Origin of the sequence: Paraburkholderia sp. J63 (assembly GCF_905220245.1) — a bacterium.
In the GTDB taxonomy this organism is placed as follows: domain Bacteria; phylum Pseudomonadota; class Gammaproteobacteria; order Burkholderiales; family Burkholderiaceae; genus Paraburkholderia.
This window is the reverse complement of sequence record NZ_CAJMZF010000021.1, coordinates 95,128-112,870: the sequence shown is the minus strand read 5'-3', so window position 1 is coordinate 112,870 and position 17,743 is coordinate 95,128. Positions and strand designations below refer to the sequence as shown.

General features: G+C 61.9%; 13 protein-coding genes and 1 pseudogene. 9 read left to right on the top strand and 5 right to left on the bottom strand.

Annotation, left to right across the window (positions count from 1 at the left end):
• The first annotated feature begins 195 nt into the window (after positions 1-195).
• From U5775_RS22470 to U5775_RS22460, 3 genes are all read left to right on the top strand, one after another.
• The gene (locus U5775_RS22470; RefSeq protein ID WP_322060291.1) at positions 196-873 is read left to right on the top strand and encodes an ATP-binding cassette domain-containing protein; all 678 of its coding nucleotides are present in this window, start codon (positions 196-198) and stop codon (positions 871-873) included.
• A gap of 130 nt (positions 874-1,003) precedes the next feature.
• Entirely contained in the window at positions 1,004-1,999 is a 996-nt protein-coding gene (locus U5775_RS22465) for an ABC transporter permease (protein ID WP_322060290.1), read from the top strand.
• Between the two features lie 231 nt (positions 2,000-2,230).
• Positions 2,231-3,223: a sugar-binding protein gene (locus tag U5775_RS22460; protein ID WP_322060289.1), complete on the top strand. Its 993-nt coding sequence runs from the start codon at positions 2,231-2,233 to the stop codon at positions 3,221-3,223.
• Between the two features lie 85 nt (positions 3,224-3,308).
• Here the strand turns inward: U5775_RS22460 and thpR are convergent, their stop codons facing one another.
• Complete coding sequence (gene thpR / locus U5775_RS22455) at positions 3,309-3,908, bottom strand: RNA 2',3'-cyclic phosphodiesterase (protein WP_322060288.1); 600 nt, start codon at positions 3,906-3,908, stop codon at positions 3,309-3,311.
• A 311-nt stretch (positions 3,909-4,219) separates the two neighbouring features.
• Between thpR and U5775_RS22450 the strand changes: the two genes are divergently transcribed.
• Entirely contained in the window at positions 4,220-5,278 is a 1,059-nt protein-coding gene (locus tag U5775_RS22450) for an AraC family transcriptional regulator (RefSeq protein ID WP_322060287.1), read from the top strand.
• A gap of 84 nt (positions 5,279-5,362) precedes the next feature.
• Here U5775_RS22450 and U5775_RS22445 read toward each other — a convergent pair whose 3' ends face one another.
• From U5775_RS22445 to U5775_RS22430, 4 genes and pseudogenes are all read right to left on the bottom strand, one after another.
• Positions 5,363-7,147: an FUSC family protein gene (locus U5775_RS22445; protein WP_322060286.1), complete on the bottom strand. Its 1,785-nt coding sequence runs from the start codon at positions 7,145-7,147 to the stop codon at positions 5,363-5,365.
• A gap of 730 nt (positions 7,148-7,877) precedes the next feature.
• The gene (locus U5775_RS22440; RefSeq protein WP_415913629.1) at positions 7,878-8,489 is read right to left on the bottom strand and encodes a HipA domain-containing protein; all 612 of its coding nucleotides are present in this window, start codon (positions 8,487-8,489) and stop codon (positions 7,878-7,880) included.
• 316 nt (positions 8,490-8,805) lie between these two features.
• A pseudogene (locus U5775_RS39490) lies at positions 8,806-9,048 on the bottom strand (type II toxin-antitoxin system HipA family toxin); the annotation flags it as partial.
• On the bottom strand, positions 9,041-9,376 hold the full coding sequence (locus U5775_RS22430) for a helix-turn-helix transcriptional regulator (protein ID WP_322060284.1): 336 nt from the start codon (positions 9,374-9,376) through the stop codon (positions 9,041-9,043). The gene U5775_RS22430 and the pseudogene U5775_RS39490, both read right to left, overlap by 8 nt.
• Positions 9,377-9,727: 351 nt before the next feature.
• Here U5775_RS22430 and U5775_RS22425 point away from each other — a divergent pair, with 351 nt between their 5' ends.
• The 5 genes from U5775_RS22425 (at position 9,728) to U5775_RS22405 (ending at position 17,662) form a co-directional block, all read left to right on the top strand.
• Positions 9,728-9,904, top strand: coding sequence for a hypothetical protein (locus U5775_RS22425; RefSeq protein ID WP_322060283.1), 177 nt, complete (start codon positions 9,728-9,730; stop codon positions 9,902-9,904).
• Positions 9,905-10,057: 153 nt separating this feature from the next.
• Positions 10,058-11,500 carry a hypothetical protein gene (locus tag U5775_RS22420; protein ID WP_415913631.1) on the top strand — a complete coding sequence of 481 codons (1,443 nt, stop codon included), beginning with the start codon at positions 10,058-10,060 and terminating at the stop codon, positions 11,498-11,500.
• Positions 11,497-12,228: a hypothetical protein gene (locus tag U5775_RS22415; protein WP_322060281.1), complete on the top strand. Its 732-nt coding sequence runs from the start codon at positions 11,497-11,499 to the stop codon at positions 12,226-12,228. The genes U5775_RS22420 and U5775_RS22415 overlap by 4 nt, the downstream gene beginning before the upstream one ends.
• A gap of 2 nt (positions 12,229-12,230) precedes the next feature.
• A complete protein-coding gene (locus U5775_RS22410) occupies positions 12,231-16,631 on the top strand; it encodes a hypothetical protein (protein ID WP_322060280.1) in 4,401 nt (1,466 codons plus the stop codon).
• Positions 16,628-17,662 carry a Wadjet anti-phage system protein JetD domain-containing protein gene (locus tag U5775_RS22405; RefSeq protein WP_322060279.1) on the top strand — a complete coding sequence of 345 codons (1,035 nt, stop codon included), beginning with the start codon at positions 16,628-16,630 and terminating at the stop codon, positions 17,660-17,662. Before U5775_RS22410 ends, U5775_RS22405 begins: the two co-directional genes overlap by 4 nt.
• The last annotated feature ends 81 nt before the right edge of the window (positions 17,663-17,743 follow it).

Sequence of the window (17,743 nt, the reverse complement as noted above, 5' to 3'; positions counted from 1 at the left end):
TTGCTAAAAGCCCGATCGTGCACTAGAAAGCATGCTAGTTAGCACGTCTTTCGGTTGCCAGCCGGTCGTCCAGGATGACCGAAAAGACCCAAGCAGTGGGCGGCTCCCACCCGAGCGAGCGCGACACAGTCCATGAGTCTTCTAGAGCTTAGAGGCGTTTCCCGTTACTTCGGCGCCATTCACGCCCTGAACGACGTGACGTTCAGTCTGGAGCCCGGCCAGGTGGTCGGGCTCATGGGCGACAACGGGGCCGGGAAATCGACGCTGGTGAAGGTCATCGCCGGCAACTTTCCGCCCACGCACGGCGAAATCCTCATCGACGGCAAGCCGGTGCATTTCAGCCGGCCCGTCGACGCCCGCGCTCAGGGCATCGAAGTCGTCTACCAGGATCTCGCGCTCTGCGACAACCTCACCGCCGCCGCCAACGTCTTTCTCGGCCGCGAGCCACGGATCGGCTTCGGACCTTTTCGCATCCTCGATCACGCGACGATGTACCGGCGCGCCGAGGAACTGTTCAAGGCGCTGAAGTCCGAGACGCGGCCGCGCGACCTCGTCCGGCAGATGTCGGGCGGACAGCGCCAGGCCGTGGCGATCGCCCGCACGCGGCTTGCCGAGGCGCGGCTCGTGATCATGGACGAACCCACCGCCGCGATCAGCGTGCGGCAGGTCGTCGAGGTGCTCGATCTCATCAAACGCCTGTCCGAGCATGGCATCGCCGTCATTCTGATCAGCCACCGCATGCCGGACGTGTTCGAGGTCGCGCACCGCGTCGTGGTCATGCGGCGCGGGCGCAAGGTGGCGGACAAGAACACCGAAACCTCTTCTCCCGAGGAGATCACCGGCCTCATTACCGGAGCGATCGCCGCCGCCTGAGCCCGCCACGTCCCGCCTGGCATGGGCGTGCATCGAGCGTGGCGGGCGCACTCCGCGCGGCCGGCGCCTCGCTTGGGAAGACAGGACAGGAGACCCGAAATTGAACGACGCGCCGCAAAGGCCCCCGCCAATGCCGACATTGCATGACGATCCGCAGGCCGCCAGGACCCACACCCACTGGACCGGGCTGCTCGCGAGCCAGGTATTCTGGGTCGTGCTCGCGACGATCGTCGGCTGCGTCGTGCTGTCGTTCGCGACCTCCAGCTTCGCGACCTCGCAGAACCTCTTCAACGTCACGCGCAACTTCGCGTTCGTTGCCATCGTCGCGCTCGGCATGATGGCCGTGATCGTCACGGGCGGCATCGACATTTCGGTGGGCTCGACGATCGGCATCAGCGGCATCGTGCTCTCCGTGGTCATGAACGCCGGCTATCCGATCTGGGCCGGCATCGGCATGGGGCTCCTGACCGCCGCGCTCGTCGGCCTCGTGAACGGCCTGCTCATCGCCTACCTCGACATGCAGCCGTTCGTCGTGACGCTCGGCATGCTGAGCGTCGGCCGCAGCCTCGCGCTCGTGATCTCGGGCAGCCGGACCATCTTCGACTTCGGCCCCGACGGCAGCAAGTTGCTCGCGCTCGGCGGCGGCGCGACGCTCGGCATCGCCAACCCGGTGTGGTTTCTGATCGTCCTCGCCGCGATCTTCTGGTTCGCCTTGCGCTGGACGCGCTGGGGCCGCTACGTGTTCGCCGTCGGCGGCAACCGTCATGCGGCGAACCTCACCGGCGTGCCGGTGCGGCGCATCATCTGCTCGGTCTACGTGCTCGGCGGCCTCATGGCCGGCGTCGCGGCCATCCTCGAAGTCGGCTGGCTCGGCGCCGTGACGACGGGCCTCGGCACCGGAGACGAATTGCGCGTGATCGCCGCGACCGTGATCGGCGGCACCAACCTGATGGGCGGCGTGGGCAGTGCGTTCGGCACCGTGGTGGGCGCCGCGCTCATCGAAGTCATCCGCAACAGCCTGATCCTGCTCGGCGTGGACTCGTTCTGGCAGGGGACCGTCGTGGGCGCTTTCATCATCGTCGCCGTGCTCTTCAACCGGCTCGGCGGCTACCGGCAAGGAGATTGAGCCGTGTTCGTGCGCGCCGGCCACCACTGCGCCGGTGCGATGGGAGGGAGGCGCGGCCGGCCAGCACGCGGAACCGCCAGCCGCCGAGATTCAGAACCCACGCGAGGTTCCGCGAGAAGGTCCAGGCCCGCATGCCGGCTTGCCCTTCAAAGAGGATGGCAATCGCAGGAAAAATCGCAGGAGACGCGGGCGCCGCCCACCCGGCGCCGAACAGGAGAACAGGAGGAAACAATGAAGAAAACGTGGATGTGCATTGCTGCAGCCGGAGCGCTCGCCATGCTGGCCTCCTCCGCCTTTGCGGCGGACAAGACCCTCGCGCTGGTCGTGAAGGGTCTCGACAACCCCTACTTCGACCTCATGCATCAGGGTTGCGAGCGGGCCAACAAGGAGCTCAAGAAGGAAGGCTACACCTGCTACTACACCGGCCCCGCGACGGCCGCCGACGAAAGCGCCGAGGTGCAGATCGTCGACGATCTGCTGACCAAGGGCGTCTCGGCCATTGCGATCTCGCCGTCGAACGCACCAGCCATCGCCGAGGTGATCCGCCGCCGCAACACGAAGATTCCGATCATCACGGCCGATGCCGATCTGCTGCCGAAGGACGCCTCGCTGCGCAAGGCCTATGTCGGCACTGATAATTACGAACTCGGCTACAAGCTCGGCGAGCAACTGAAGCTGCTGATGCCCAAGGGCGGCAATATCTGCCTCGTGATGGGCAATCCCGCGGCCGAGAATATCAACCAGCGCGCCCAGGGCACACGTGACGCGCTCTCGGGCAAGAAAGGCATCGCGAAGCTCGCGGGCGAGAACAACTGGCACGAGATCAGCGCCTGCCCGCTCTACGTGAACGACGACGCCGCGAAGGCCAATCAGATGATGCAGGATACGCTGACCGCCAATGCCACCGGCCTCGATGCGTTCGTGTTCGAAGGCGGCTGGCCGCTCTTCGCGCCGCAGGCGTATTCGCAGGTCGTCGCGCCGATCATGGACAAGATCCAGAGCGGCAAATTCGTGATCGTCTCGGCCGATACGCTAGGACCGGAGCTGCAGGCGCTCAAGGAGCACAAGGTCAATGTGCTCGTGGGGCAACGGCCCGAGGAAATGGGCTATCAGGCGGCGATGGTCATGCGCGATCTGGCCGAAGGCAAGACGGTGAAGCCGATCGTTCATACCGGACTTGATACGTGTACGTGGAAGAATGCGGATACTTGTCTTAAGCATTGAGTGAAGCTTGTGGGAGCCGGGGCTTTAAGGCATCGGCTCCGTTTGGTTGGCCTCTATGGCCGTGGCGCAGCAGTCGAACAGGCTCTCAGACCGATGGGCTTCGACCTTTCAGCGGCCAGCGCCCTTTTACGTCGTAGTGGGTCTTGCCGAGCCAGCTATCGATCAGGACAAGTTCGCTTACGGTCCATGTGATCGGCTCGATCGCGCGCTGCTCGACCCTGCCTTCGTCGTATAGCAACGTGAGGTGGGCTTTGAAACGCGCGCTCGAAATACGCAGATTTGCGGCCCTGAGCGCCTTCCCAAGTTCTTGCTGAAAATCGGCCAATGCCTCCGTTCCGGTGCTGCCCGTCAGCACTAAAGGCCGATGCCCCGGCTGCCCTTTGAAGCTGGAGATCTGATCAAGCGTCACGCCGAATGGCGGTACGCGAACAGCTGCCGCCGCAGCACATGCACGCGCGACAAATACCTCCGGTACACGCACAAAGTTGCCCAGCGAGTGCAGCGTGATATGGAAGCGCTCGGTTCCCAGCAGCCTGGCCTTGACGTTCATTTCCGAGCGCAACCATCCCTTCATCCCGGCAATGCGCGCAGCCGTATCTGGATCGGGCATCACGGCATAAAACAGGTGATGCTCCGGAATCACCGGTCTGGGTGACTCGAATCCTGGTAACGTGAGCTGAGTCACAGCAGCGTTGAAGGTATGCCGATGGACGAAGCATCTAGTATCGTCAAGCAGATGCCGGTCCGCTAGTCATGCAAAAACGGCGCCAGGCAACTAGCATCTTATCGCCCACCTACCGTTCGATATCGTTGAGCACGCGGACTCGCGAATAAAGCGCCTGGCGGGACACGGCGCACCCACTGCGCCATCGCGCCCCAACATACGCGCACCCGGCTGGCGTTCGCCCGACAACGCCACGCCGGTTGTGCCAAACTGTACAAGCGTCAGGCTCGACGTGCGATGTGCGAATCCGGCCCCGCCGAACAGAGGCACTGATGACCACTGATTTCGAATCCACAGGACGACGGAACGGCAGCGCCCAGGCTCCCGATCACGCGAAGTTCGCGGAAACCATCCCGCGACAACCGCGCCAGCGCCGGCTGATCACGATGGACGAAATCCTCCGTGCGCGGCCGCAGCAGCCGGTCGCGACCACGCGCGGTCGCGGCTGGAACGGGATCACTGTCGACGTCCACCGCCCTTACGTCGGCTGCTCCGAGCGCTATGCCGGGCTCGACCATCATCTGATCACCTATCACCCCTCCGGCAGCGCCAAGCTGGTACAGACACGGGCCGGCGCCGTCCATAGCAGCACGTTCTCGGCCGGAACCGCCCTCCTCATGCCGGCCGGCTGCGACTCGGTTTGGGAAGGCGATTTCGGACAGTCCGTCCGCCTGCGCGTCCCGCCTTCGCTCGTTGCACTCGCTGGCGAGCAACTCGGCCACCAGAGCGTCCCGATTGAAATCCGAAACATCTTCCTGGTTCGCGATCCGATGATTGAGCGGCTTGCCCTGAGCTTCGTCAGCGAAATCGACATGAAGGCACATCCGACCCAGGTGCTGATCGTCGATTCCCTATCCGCGGCGCTGGCGGCTCACCTGCTTCGCAGCTACAACGTGTTCGAGCCCCTCGAGTCCGCACCGGACCACGCGCTCGGCAAGCTCGAAGTCGCCCGATTGACAGAATTCATCGAAGAAAATCTCGACCGGCCCATCTGCCTCGAAGATCTGGCGGCACTCGTGAACGTGAGCCGGTTCCATTTCAGCCGGCTATTCAAGCGCACGATCGGCGTCACGGCGATCAGCTACGTGGAGCAATGCCGGATACGTCGCGCCCAATCGCTGATACTCGAAACTGCGCTGCCGCTTGTGCAAATTGCGCTGATGACGGGCTTTGCCGACCAGAGCCATTTCACCCGGCGTTTCCAGCGACACGTCGGTTGTACGCCGGCCGCGTTCGCGCGCGAGCAGGGCCAGCGCCGCACGGCACCACGATCATCGGCGCGGTCACGCCTCGTGGATCTGGACACGACGATCGATTCGATGCGCGACTGAATCGTCACGAGTTTCGTGTGTCGCCTGACTGGCCATACGCATGCAGGTGAGACACGACCTCTGTCAGCTAACCTAAGCATTGGCTCAACTCCGACGTATCGGCATCGAATCGTAAAGACGAACTGCCAGCCGATCCTTGTCTCGAAGCGCAACCGCGAGGGATCGAAGCGCCTGAACTACGACGTCGATGGACGGAGTGCCGGGCGAGCGCACTATGGCCTGCAATACCGTTTCGAGGCATGCGGCCACGTCCTGCCAGTGTCGAGCACGCAGGCGCGGACCTTCTGGTTCGTTCGATGCGGTGGTGGCTCGCAGCCGAAGCTCGGCGATGCCCTGAGCAATAGCGAGCCGTCGATCGGCGAGTACAACGGCAGCGGCGCTGTCGAAATCCAGCGGAACCGACTGCGCGAGCTCCGCCAGTTGATCGCATAGGCGCGCGATTTCCGGCCGGGCAGATGGACGCCACGTGTCCGGCCAGAATGCATACGCAAGCGAAAGCACCAACGCGCAGCCCGTCAGCGTATGTATCACGCGCTGCAATTGCACGCTGAAGCCGGCGGTGCCACCGAGGTCCAGCAGCAGGAGAACGAGTGGCGTGATGAGCACGGAAAACCAGGCGTAATTGCGGCGCACGGACCAGGGAATGCCGGCACCCAGCAGACCCGCGACAAGAATGACCGTGTAGCCCGGCGCGAGTAACGTCCCGAAGCTGGCGACCACTACGCCAATGACTGTGCCAATGCCCCGTTGCAGCGAACGTGAAAATACCGACGTGATGTCGGGCTTCAGGCACAACGCGATGGTCAGGAGAATCCAGTATCCGTGTCCAAACGGCCTCACCTGTCGTATCAACTCGCCCGCGACCATGCAAAGACTCAACCGTACGATGAACAGCCGGTTACGTCGATCTGACCAGGGCCTGGTCACGAGCCTCGTGATCGACTCGGACGGCCTGCCCGGATAATTGGTGAGCCATAGTGGCAGTCCGGTGTAAATGCCGCTTCGCAAGGTCTGGGCCGTGCTTTGCAACGTGTCGGGGTCCACTGGCGATGCGCCGGCGAATGATCTAGCGGTCGTCACCGATACACCATCGCGTATAGACCGAAGCGTGCGCAAAAGACGCTCATGTCTCGTCCCGATTGCGCGCGCAGTCAGCACCAGGCTGCTCGCCAGTGCCAGCGTTCCGTCGATGCTTCTTCGTGCGAGAAGTGCTTCTTCATCAGGTTGATCCGTTGCGCGCGATCGCTCCCGAAGCGTCAAGGCAGCCAGCACATCGGCCAGTTGCGCGCCGTAAAGTCGATCAGTGCGCGGCAAGGCGCTCACCAGCCACGCGCCCGCCAGCGCAACGACACCGCCCAACGAATACGCAATCAATTTATCTTCGAGAGGCAGATCCACTTTCAATCCGCCCGCAACCGACATCTGCACGAGAAGCTGCATACCGGCGAAGGAAAGCGCGGGACCGTAGGCGCTCAACACGCCTGAAAGAACCGTAAAACCGAGTACGACAAGCACAGGGGTTATGCCCGTGCCCGCAGTGAATGGGCCCAAAGCCATCGCCAGAATACCTGCTAGCAACCCGCTTCCCGCCTTGAAGATCCGTTGCCCCGTCGTGCCGGGCCGCTCGCCCAACACGACAAGCAGTGCGCCGAGCGACGCGAACAACGCGATTCCTGGACCCCAAAAATGGAACGCACAGGCGAGGACCATGGGTAAGGTCAGTGCGGTGCGAATCGTTTCTGCCAGCGGCGTGGGTGCGGAACCGACCGCTAGACTGCCCACGAGCCAGTGATGCGCCCTGGTCTCGATACCGGCTGTCGTGGTATCGCTGGCTGCGCCACGATCAAGCCTGGCTGGATCGGTCTTCATGGATGCTCACGCGGGCGCCTGAACCGGGAAGATCGTGGAAACCGTCAGGCCAAACACCCATGTTGCCTCCTTCGCTTCGTGCGCTATCGATCGCCAGATGATCGTTCGCCGTGGCGCCTGGTGCCGAGTGTTCCAGGATGGCAAAAAACTTCGAAGAGGGATTGAAGGATGTTGCTGTCAGACGCGGCTTGTTGCGCACATTGCTGCGCGCTCACAGCTGAAACGGTAGGCGTGGCAGGAGGTACCGTCTGGAAGCAGTAGACCTGCTGATGTCCGAAAAGCCGAATAAAACAAGCTTTCCTGACGAGGCTTTTACCGTCAAAGACGGTAAAAGCCTGAAATGGAAGGAGCTTAATTCGGCGACGTCGATACCTGCCGCCGAAAGACGTCAATCACTCCCACTCGATTGTCAACCTACGGGCTGAAACCGTGCGAGGACGGTGTTTCCGCTTGGTCGTGTAGCGACGATACCGTCGGCGATGCCGAAAATAGTGACTGGCAGTTGACGGCCGTTGTCGGAACCCACCGGAGAATCTTCGCCCGCTTTGCTTGATAAATCGCGAACACAGGGCGTCTCAGGACGATTTGTGAGCGCGATACCGTCGTTGATACCGACAGGCTCGTTCGGACATGGTCCTTGATACCGTCACAACCGCAATGCTGCACCAAGATCGTCGTGCTCGAAGGCACTTGCCATGCGGACGATCTCTGCGCGCCTGCAGCCAACCTCCTAGGCAACTGCTTGCCATGTCTGGGTCACGTCCGCCACCTCACGAATCGTGGCCCGAGCCTGTTTCAGCGACAAGCCGAAAAACTCCGCCGCATTTTCCAGGAGGCCGACCGAACACGTTCCCTCGTCGAGATCGATGTTAGTCGTCAGGATGCGCGCCTTGACGTCGGTTGGCGTGGGATTGAGGTCATAGGCCGGTGATAATACCCAGCCATCGCGGCCGGCCCAGAGGAAACCGTGGTTGCGCAAATGGTCGTCGACATTGGAAACCAGTACGTTGAAGGTCACGCGACGATACAACTGCGCAGCATCGGCCCGCGCCTTCGCAAAATGGTCCTCGACATTGGAAACCAGTACGTTGAAGGTCACGCGACGATACAACTGCGCAGCATCGGCCCGCGCCTTCGCACCGTGTTGCGTCAGTGCATCAACCAGTTCGGGATAGCTGCCTCGTTGGCCGTCCCGCGATCCTGTCATTGACATGGCAGAGAGGAAGGAAATGCGGGGTGGAAATGCCAGCGCGTTCGGCCAGACGAAGGGCGATTTCCTCCCACGCCTCGATACTGTATTCGTCGGTCTCCTTCGGGAATTTGGCAATCGACAAATGGCCATACTGATCGATAACCGATGCCTTGGGACGCGCGCCACCAAGTGATGACCCGGGCGCGAAGATCAGTTGCAGATCCTCATCGGTTTCCTCGTCCCTCAAGATGCGCTCCGTGATCTGCAACAGCCGCCCCAGCTCGATCAGCGCGGGGACACCGGCGGGCACGGGCGCTTGGAATTCATCGTCTCCGCTCCAGCGGAATCTCAGCGCGCCCAGGCGCGTTTCATCCGCTACGCCCAGCAGATAATCCAGTTCACCAAGCGTGCGGACGCGCCGTCCTTCACGTTCGGCTTGTCGACGCTCCGCGCGCTGCATGAGGCGGCGCCCCCATGTATCGGGCGCCGAATCGCCAATCGAACCAAAGATGGATTGGTCTGGCGGCGGTGGGAAGACACCCCGCGTCAACGCCAGCGCCGGCTCAATCGAAAAGCGCTCGACGTCGGCCAGCCAAGTCTCGTCATATTCGAACGTGACCGTTTCTTCCCGACGCGACGCATGGCGCCTGAGCAGCCCTACCGGGCGCGGCGCGCCGTCGAGATCGATATATACCTCGACATCAACCATGGTCACCCTTCCCTCCGTCACGGGGCATCCGGACACGCTGAGGCAAAGCGGCCGTCGCCAGCGACTGCCCCACTGTATCCCGGGCGGCGTCGGCAACCTCCAGCAATCCATCCAGAAGCCCAAGCGCCTGTAACACGGCCGCGTAGATGCCGATGCTCACGCTCGGATCACCCGCCTCGACGCGCTGTAAAGTCGCTCTCGACGTGAAGGCCCTCTCGGCAATCACCGCCATGGTTAGCCGGCGGCGGCGGCGTGCGTCGTGAATATCGGCGCCTAATTTGCGCAGCGCCCGCCGGACGCCGGCTGAGGGAGCGTGAGGGGTCGGCATTTTGCTATCTTGGTGAGTCTCTATACATGATTAATGTATCACGAAGATAGCATTTCTACCGCTCTCAGTGGAATTGGCCAAGCGGCTCGAGCGCAAGCCGCGACCCGTGCCAATCGGGGCCAAACCAAAGCTGGTCTGGATTTCGTCAGCGACGGGCTGGCCTTTGGTCGGCGCTTTCGCTGTCTGAACGTGGTTGACGATTACACGCATAAATGCCTAGCTATCGAGGTCGACGATTCTTGCCGGGTCTGCGGGTTAAGCAGGTGCTTGAACGGTTACGCGAGATGCGCGGCTTCCCGCTTCCATCACGCCGAACAATGGCCCGGGGTTCGCTGATAAGGTGCTGGATGCATGAACTTAGGAAGTGGGCGTTACCGTTACGCCGTCGTTCATCCGGCCGGCAACTCTGTGGAACACACCTACACCGACAGCTTCAACGAGCGATTCCGCGACGAATGCCTGAACGAGCGCGTGTTCATTTCTATGCGCCACGTCAACCCGGCGCGTCTTCCGCGGCATCGAACGTAGGCGTATCTTCCTTTTGTTCATACACTTATTAAATGTTCTTAGGAGGAAGCCGTGCCGCACCAGGAGGCGCCATCGTTAGACTCAGAACAGGACCTTGCGTCGCGCAAGATAGTTCCGACGGAGCCTCGGCCGCAGGCATCCGCAAAGGACAGCGTGCGATTGGATGGCGGCTCCACAGACCTGCTTGACCTATCGCGCCAGCAGCGCAACCTGCTACTCCTGAGGCCCATCTTCCAGCTCGAGCGCTACAAGACGATGCTTGGTGACGAAGGCGGAGCGGACAGGACACTGTTCCACGGCATCGACACTCACTACCTCGCGTTGTCCGCCCTTGACCTGATGATGGAAGCGACGACGGTCTCCAGCGGTAGCACCTCAGTCGAGGTTGTGATTCACCTGGGGTACGTCGCCGGTCGCATGAAGCCTGCCCTTACGTCGTCTCAAGCGCGCCGCATCGCGGAAGTTGTCCTCGACGCGCTCGACAACAAGGCCAACAACCACAAGGAGTTCACAGCAGAGTTCTTCGACGCGTCCACAGGCACGACCAAGTCGATCCGATACCGACTGGTTCGTTTCGAACCGGACGCTGATGACGTCTACCGCTACCGCCCCACCGCCGAAGGCTACCTCGTCTACCTGGGGATGCTCGACCTCGCGCCGGAGGACTCGCAAGAGTTGATGGAGAAGATGCTCGACCTGCTCGTGCGCCGCGGCCGGTTCGAAGCAGCCGTCGAGATTGCCCGGCGAGCCCGGAAGTACTCCATCGAGTACCGGCAACTGATTCGTGACCGGCTCTATCAAACCTATCGCGCGCCAGGCAGCGTCAACTGGAGCCGCGACGTGGCCGGGCAGCTCGACGAAGCGCGGACGCACGTTCGTCAGCGTCAAATCGAAGACGCCCGGATGGAGGAAGCCGTTGGAGAGGCCTTGCTTGGCGCCGATGAGCCGAAGACGCGCGCGAGTCTCGTGCAGTTGAAGGAAACCATCCGTAGCGCCAGCCTCATTCGACTACAGCTTGTCACCGATATCAACGTAGCGCCCGAGCGTTTCATCGAAGCGCAGCGCGCGGTCTTCCGTGCACGCAAACCCACCGGTCTACCGGACCTTGAGCCGCAACTCCTTCCGCAGCTTGTCAACCTTCCGACCCGGGTACTCTCGGCAGAGGCGGATGTCTTCATCAGTGCACTATACCCATCGGTCTGGCCGAGGGTATACGACCTGAACTCCGTGTTCGCCCTGCTACTGGAGCAGCGTGGGGAAGATACAGAGGTCGAAACTGATCCAGGCTCGATTGAGAAACTCGAACCGTTGCCCGACCAGTTTTCGAAGGAACTCGTACAGCGCGCCAATGACTGGCTGGCAGGCAAGTTCTCCACCGGCCAACGGCTGCGCATCGACCAATTGCTGGATGCCGCCGAGGACGAAGGCCTGGACCGGACGACGCGACGGTGCCTCGTTCTTATCCTGTTCCGCTCGTTCGCGCGATCTGAGAGCGAGTTCAGGGACGTAAGCGTCGAGCTCACGGGGGGCACCTTCCATCTCGACATCGCTCAGGGCAGCACTCTCGAGTTCGTTCCCCAAGGAGAGTCAGAATGAATACAGAACCTACCGTGCGCAACGCCGCGCGACTGACCTACAAGGCGCTGCACACGACGTTATCGCCCATCAATGACTCGGAGTACCGCGAACTGCTTGCCCTGTGCAGGGCGGACCCGACATTCAGACGGTACGTCGAGGATGTCGCGGCCGGCATGGAACTGCAGATTCTCGACTTGAGCGAGCAGCGTGGGCTCATCGTGGTTCCGGCCACCAAGGAGAGCCGCTTCGCAGTGCGTCTCACGGATATCCGCAGCGGCATGACTCCAGACCAAAAGGCCGCGCTCGTGCTTGCGCACATCGCCATCTCCGCGGTCTTCTTCCCAACGACTGATGGGCTGGACGACGACAACTACTCCCCGCCCCCGGCATCGGTGGCCGCCTGCCGTGACACGCTCTATGCGCTGGCGCTGCGTCTGAAGGAGACATCTGACATTCCTCCCGACGTGCCACCTGAACTCGCTCCTGGCTGGGAGACGATTTCAGCACTACCAGTAGCAATCCCGACCGGTCAGCGCGCGTCGCATGCCTCGGTCGTCGGCGTCATCAAGATTGCGCTGAACCAGATGGCGCAGAACGGGCTTGTCCGGCTTGACCGCGACGCGGAAGACGAAGCGGCTGCGACTTATACGCCCACCTTTCGGCTGCGTGTGCAGTTGCGAGAACTAGCGTTACGGCGGCTCTACGAGATGGCGCAACTGGCTATAACCGGGCGCAAGGCGGTGTAACCATGCAGAAGATTTCCCGCATCCACCTGGGCAACTGCGGCTACCGCACCGCATGGTACGACGGAAATACCTTTGAGCTAACCGACCCGGACAGCGGTCAACCCACCGACACGCTCATCAACCTGGAGAACGGCGGCGGCAAAACCACGCTCATCGGGCTTGTGTTCTCATGCTTCGAGACAGCTCAAGAAAGGTTCCTCAAGCACATCCAGAGCAAACACAACACGTTCTCTCAGTACTTCACCCACGATGGCGCGCCGGGTTTCATCATCGTTGAATGGCTCATGCCGTCCAGAATGGCAGGAGGCAAGCCCTACCGCCTGGTGACCGGTCAGGCGGTCGCGGTAAGGTCGCACACCGAGCCACCGGAGGTCGACCGCATGTTCTTCTCATTCGAGGAGCACGCCGACCTCGGCCTCGGGGACATTCCGGCCCCTGGTCTGGCACAGCCCGCACCGCCCTCCATGCAGGAGTATTCTCGCTGGCTACATGCGCAGCAGAAAAAATACCCGGGTGACGTTTTCATCAGCCACAACCGCCAGGCGGAGTGGCAGCGGCATCTGAAAGACGAGCGTCTCATTGACCTGGACATGCTGCGCATGCAGGTCAACTTCTCGGCCCAAGAAGGCGGTTTCGACACGGGCTTCCTCGACTTCAAGACGGAAGGCGAGTTCCTACGCAAGTTCCTGCACCTGACTAGCGACACCGCGAAGGCCGACGAGGCACGCAAGCTGGTGGTTGCGGTATGCGAAAAGCATCGCCGCAAGCCTCAGTTCCAGAAGCGTCGTGATGAGCTGACCAAGTTTCGGGCATCGCTGAACGCTTTCGCCGAGGCTGCTCATCTGTACCTTGAGACGCTTGCCGCTCAGCGCTCGATGCTGATTCGGGGCGCTCAGATGGTCCAGGCCTTGCAGGCCCGGGCCGCCTCCTTGTTCCTTGACCGCGACCGGGAACTGGAGTTCGAGCAGACCCAGCGAGGACTGGCCTCACTTGCACTTGCGGACTCGACCGCGTATACGAAGGAGCAGGCCGCGGTTACCTGGGCCTGGCACCAGAAGCGCGGCGCATTGGCGAAGGCATGCAAGGAGGGGGCCGATGGCCAGGTGAAGCAGTTGGAGCGGAACCAACAGCTCATTCGAGCGGCACGACTGCAAAAGGAAATCGTCGGCATCGACGACGAGCTCAAAGAGCTTGACGCACTAGCCGAAGCCGAGCGCGAGAATCTCAAGCCGACCAAGGACCACGTCGAGATTCAAGGGGCACTGCTGCGCCGGGCGCTGTTCAACGAAGAGCAGCGACTGAAGGGGGCGCTCCAGGTGCTCGATGAGCGAGCTACCGCGCGGGAGGCAGAACGAACGGCCCTTCGCAAGCAACGGGATCAAGCCGAAGCTGACGAGCTTCGCCAGGTAGGAGAACAGTCGAAGCTCCAGGCGGCCCAAGACTCCTATACACGTCGCAGGCAAGCGCTTGAAGTGGATGGGACCTTTCTCGGACCCGATGAGAAAACTCCGGAGGCACTTGAACGACTGGACGCAGAAGCTGCAACTGCGGCTTCCGAGCGTGATCTGCATCGAGCATCGCAGCAACGCTGCACCAGAGAGGCGCGAGAGCATCGACAGGCCGCCGCAGCGGAGAAGGTCCGCGCAGCCGGGTTGGCCGGCAAGGCAGAGGCACTCGGCGAGTTCATCGCACGAGGGGAAGCCGGGGTCGAGCGCCTGGCGCAGCTACCTGCTCTTCTGAATGCCGTCGAATCGGACCGCGTCGACCCGTTGTCCGCGGCCTTGCCTGCCCGCCTGCGCGAGGTCGTCTCTGAGTCAGCAAGACAAGTGTCTCTGGGAGACGTTCGCCTGGCGGAGCTGCGCGCCACCAGGCAGGCTATTGCTGAAACCGGGGTTGCCGGCTACAGCATCGACGTTGCACTCGTCGTCGAGACACTTCTGCAGGCAGGAGTTCGCTCGGCCAAAGCCTATAACGAGTACATCTCACACGCCCTGCCGGATGCCTCCAAGGCGCGAGCGCTCGTCGCCAGCGACCCCGCCCGCTTCCTCGGAGTCTGCGTGGCGTCCACGGAACTCGAAAAAGCCAGGGCCGTCGCCTGGGAGGCGCGCAAGCCTACACGTCCTGTTGTGGTATCAGCGGCAACCCTTGAGCCCGCGGAGCAACTGGAGGAGCGTGTGGTCGTCCCGGCTGAGGATGATTCGGCCTTTAACATTGAAGCTGCCGCCAGGCTGAGCCTGAATCTCGAACTGCGTATCGCCGAAGAAGATGAACGGCGGTCCGCATATCAGGAGCGCTACGACCAGACACTGAAAGCAGTCCACGAGCTCGATACCTATGCGAAGGAATTCGGCGACGGCAAACTCGGACAGGCGCGAGCCGACAAGGCAGCCCTCGAGGAAGACGAGGCCACGGCGACAGCACGCGCGGAATCTCTCGAATCGCTGGGGCTTGAGCTGGATGAGGAGGTTCAACGGTTGGAGCTTCGAGCTCAGGCAGCCGATGAGAAACGCCAGGCAGCACTTCTATCTTCCACAGCAATCCGCACGTTTCAGAGCGAACACGAAGCCGGCCACGCGGAGCGCGTTCTTCGACTGGCGGACTTGGCGCAAGGTATCACCACGGAACAGGGGAGAAAGTCCGCAGCCAACAGGGGCCTTGAGCAGTTGCAGGCTGAGCACGACCGCGATCAGGGCTCGCGTGTGAGCACGGACCATGAACTCAAGCTTGCTGGCGAAGAGCGGGCGGGCATCGCTCACTACAACAAGGACTATCCGGCTCACGAACAACTGCTGCAGAACCCGCGGCCGGTGGAGACTCTGCGTCGCATCTACCGCGATGCAGAAGCGACCTACTTAGCCACGGAAAAGGAGCGATTGGGGCTCCTCGCACACAAGCTGGACGATGCGCGCAGGCGCCGGGAGGACAAAGCCAGGGAGTTCACCCGTGAGTTCAAGGGTTTACAGATGGCGGATCTTGCTCCTTTCCTGGATGTGAGCCATGAAGAGGCATTGGCTAACGTCGCCGCCGCGCTGGAGGCGGCCAGACCAGAGCAAGTAACCGCCACTTCGCACCTGCAGGTCGTCAGCAACGAGTCGAAAAAGTGGTTCGACCAAAACAAGACGAACCTGGGGCCGACAGTACCCGCTCATGAGCCTTTGGACCTGGATGCCCTGGCCGTTCTCATGGTGGAAACCGAGAGCCGAGTGGCTGCGGCGCTGGAACGGATGCGTGTGGCCAACGAAGCCGCGAACCAGGCAGCGGAACGCGCGAATCGGAAGCGCGCTGCAGCCGAGGACGACGGGAAAGTTGAGGCGCTGTTGCGCAGCAGCATGGGGTTTGAAGACAAGCCCGACCCAGTTCTCGTTGCAGCGGAAATCGGCGCCCAAGTGGGAATGACCCTGGAGGTGCCGGACCCCGACAGCCTGATTCTCGAAGCCGACGCCAGCAGCCAGGTCAACGCGCTGCTAAAGGACTACATGGGAAAGGACCAACGCGTCAGCAACCTGCAGAGCAAGGCCCGCGTGGCCTTCGACCTCGTCAAGGCAGCTGCAATGGAGCCGTCGTTCAGGGAGGTCGACCCCGATGTTGCGCAGCAGATGGTCACCAACGAATTCGGTGCCGCGTGTACGGACGCGAAACGGCTCCTGGAGCATCTGGACGATCGTATTGCGACGACCGAGGCAACGCTGCGGTCGATGCAGACTGACTTCGATGCCTGCGTCGATGAGGTGCTCGCTGTCGTCCGCTCAGCCATCACAACGCTCAATCGCGCGACGAGCAAGGACAAGTCAGTGCCGGTGGGCGCCCCGTACGTCGGTGGCAAGCAAGTCCTGAAGATGCGGGCAAACTTCGGCTCGGTGCCCGTCGAAACACGACGCCAGACCCTCGGCGCCTACCTCGACACGTTGGTTGATACGAACGTGTTCCCTCCGCGCGGTACGGACCTCATCGCCGACGCTGTGGCACGCGTTTATGGGCGTCCACTGGGACTGCAAGTCCTGAAGATGTCCATCGAGGAGACGGAGCAGTATGTCCCGGTTGAGCGGGTTTCGAACTCCGGTGGCGAAGGCGTCGTCATGGCGATGTTCCTGTACCTGGTCATCAACCAGTTGCGGGCTGAGAACCATGCGCAGGTACATCGCATCGCCGGTGGGCCGCTCATCCTCGACAACCCGTTCGCGAAGGCCACCAGTCCCGCCATGTGGCGTGCCCAACGGCTGCTGGCCGGGGCCATGAACGTTCAGTTGATATTCGCAACGGCGCTTCAGGACTTCAACGCTCTCGGCGAGTTCCAGCGATTCATCCGCTTGCGCCGCGCCGGGCAGAACAACAAAACTAGACGCTGGCACCTCGAGTTCGCGAACCTGAAGCTCAACAACGTACCCGAGGAGTTGGCAGATTGAGCGAATTCCTTGAAGCGCTACTGTCATCGCCGCGCAAGCGTGTGCCACTCGACGAACTGCGCCGGCGCTACTTCTCGCTGTACCCAGATGTCCAGAACAGCCCAGATCGTGGTCTGATGCTGCTAAGGGCGCTGAAGGAGCTGGAAGCTGACGGCGCCCTCTCGCTGCCTGCTAGCGGAAGTTGGGAACAGGCGGGCTCGCCTGCTCTTCCACTGTGGATCACGTTGAAGAATTCACCACGCTCCGGGATTTCTGTGAACCATGCTGACGTGACCTGGGCGCCAGAGCTCGGGTTCTGGCCGGAGTTGAGGCCATCGCAGTTGTCAGCGCTACGGCCCATCAATGACTTCCTGCTTCGACGCCGAGGGGCATTCTCCCCAGTTCCAATCAAGGAGCGTTCCTTGGAAATCTTCGGCGACGAGAAGCGGCTCGACAACATGTGCGCCGGGGACTTCCTCTTTAGCGGGCGACTTCCACTCTCCGTCATCGGTTGCTTCCGGGTGCCCCAGCCGCTACCGTATCGCAAGGTTGATACGCCGGGCAAGCCCGTACTCGTTGTTGAAAACCACAACACGTACTGGAGCTTCGCGGAATGGAACGAGACCACGCGCAGATACACGGCGGTCATCTATGGCGGAGGCGAAAACTTCAGGCTTACTGGGCGAGCGTTGCGCCAAGCGATGCATGAAACAGGAGCTTCTTCAGCGGAGTACTTTGGCGACCTGGACCCGAGGGGCTTGTCAATTCCCCTAGACTTCAACCGTTCCGTTGAGCCAGGCTATCCGACCGTTTCTGCGGCGTTCCCGTTGTACCGCTGGTTGCTTGCGAACGGGGTCCGGCGTGAAAAGCCCGAGTGTGCAACCTATGCAGCTGGACTGGCGGCTGCCTGGCTCGGCATAGAACTGGCCGCAGATCTAGAAGCAGTTTGGTCTGCGGGCATGTGGCTGCCTCAGGAGGCACTGGGCACTGAGCATCTCCATGCTGGTGCCATTGACATCAAGGCCGCATCCTCCGGCGGCTTGGACGACTAAACGTCAAAGCACATGGCTTTAAGAGATGCCGGACGGCGCAAGCGACGTCGTCGCATGTGCCGAATTTCCAATGGAGACAGG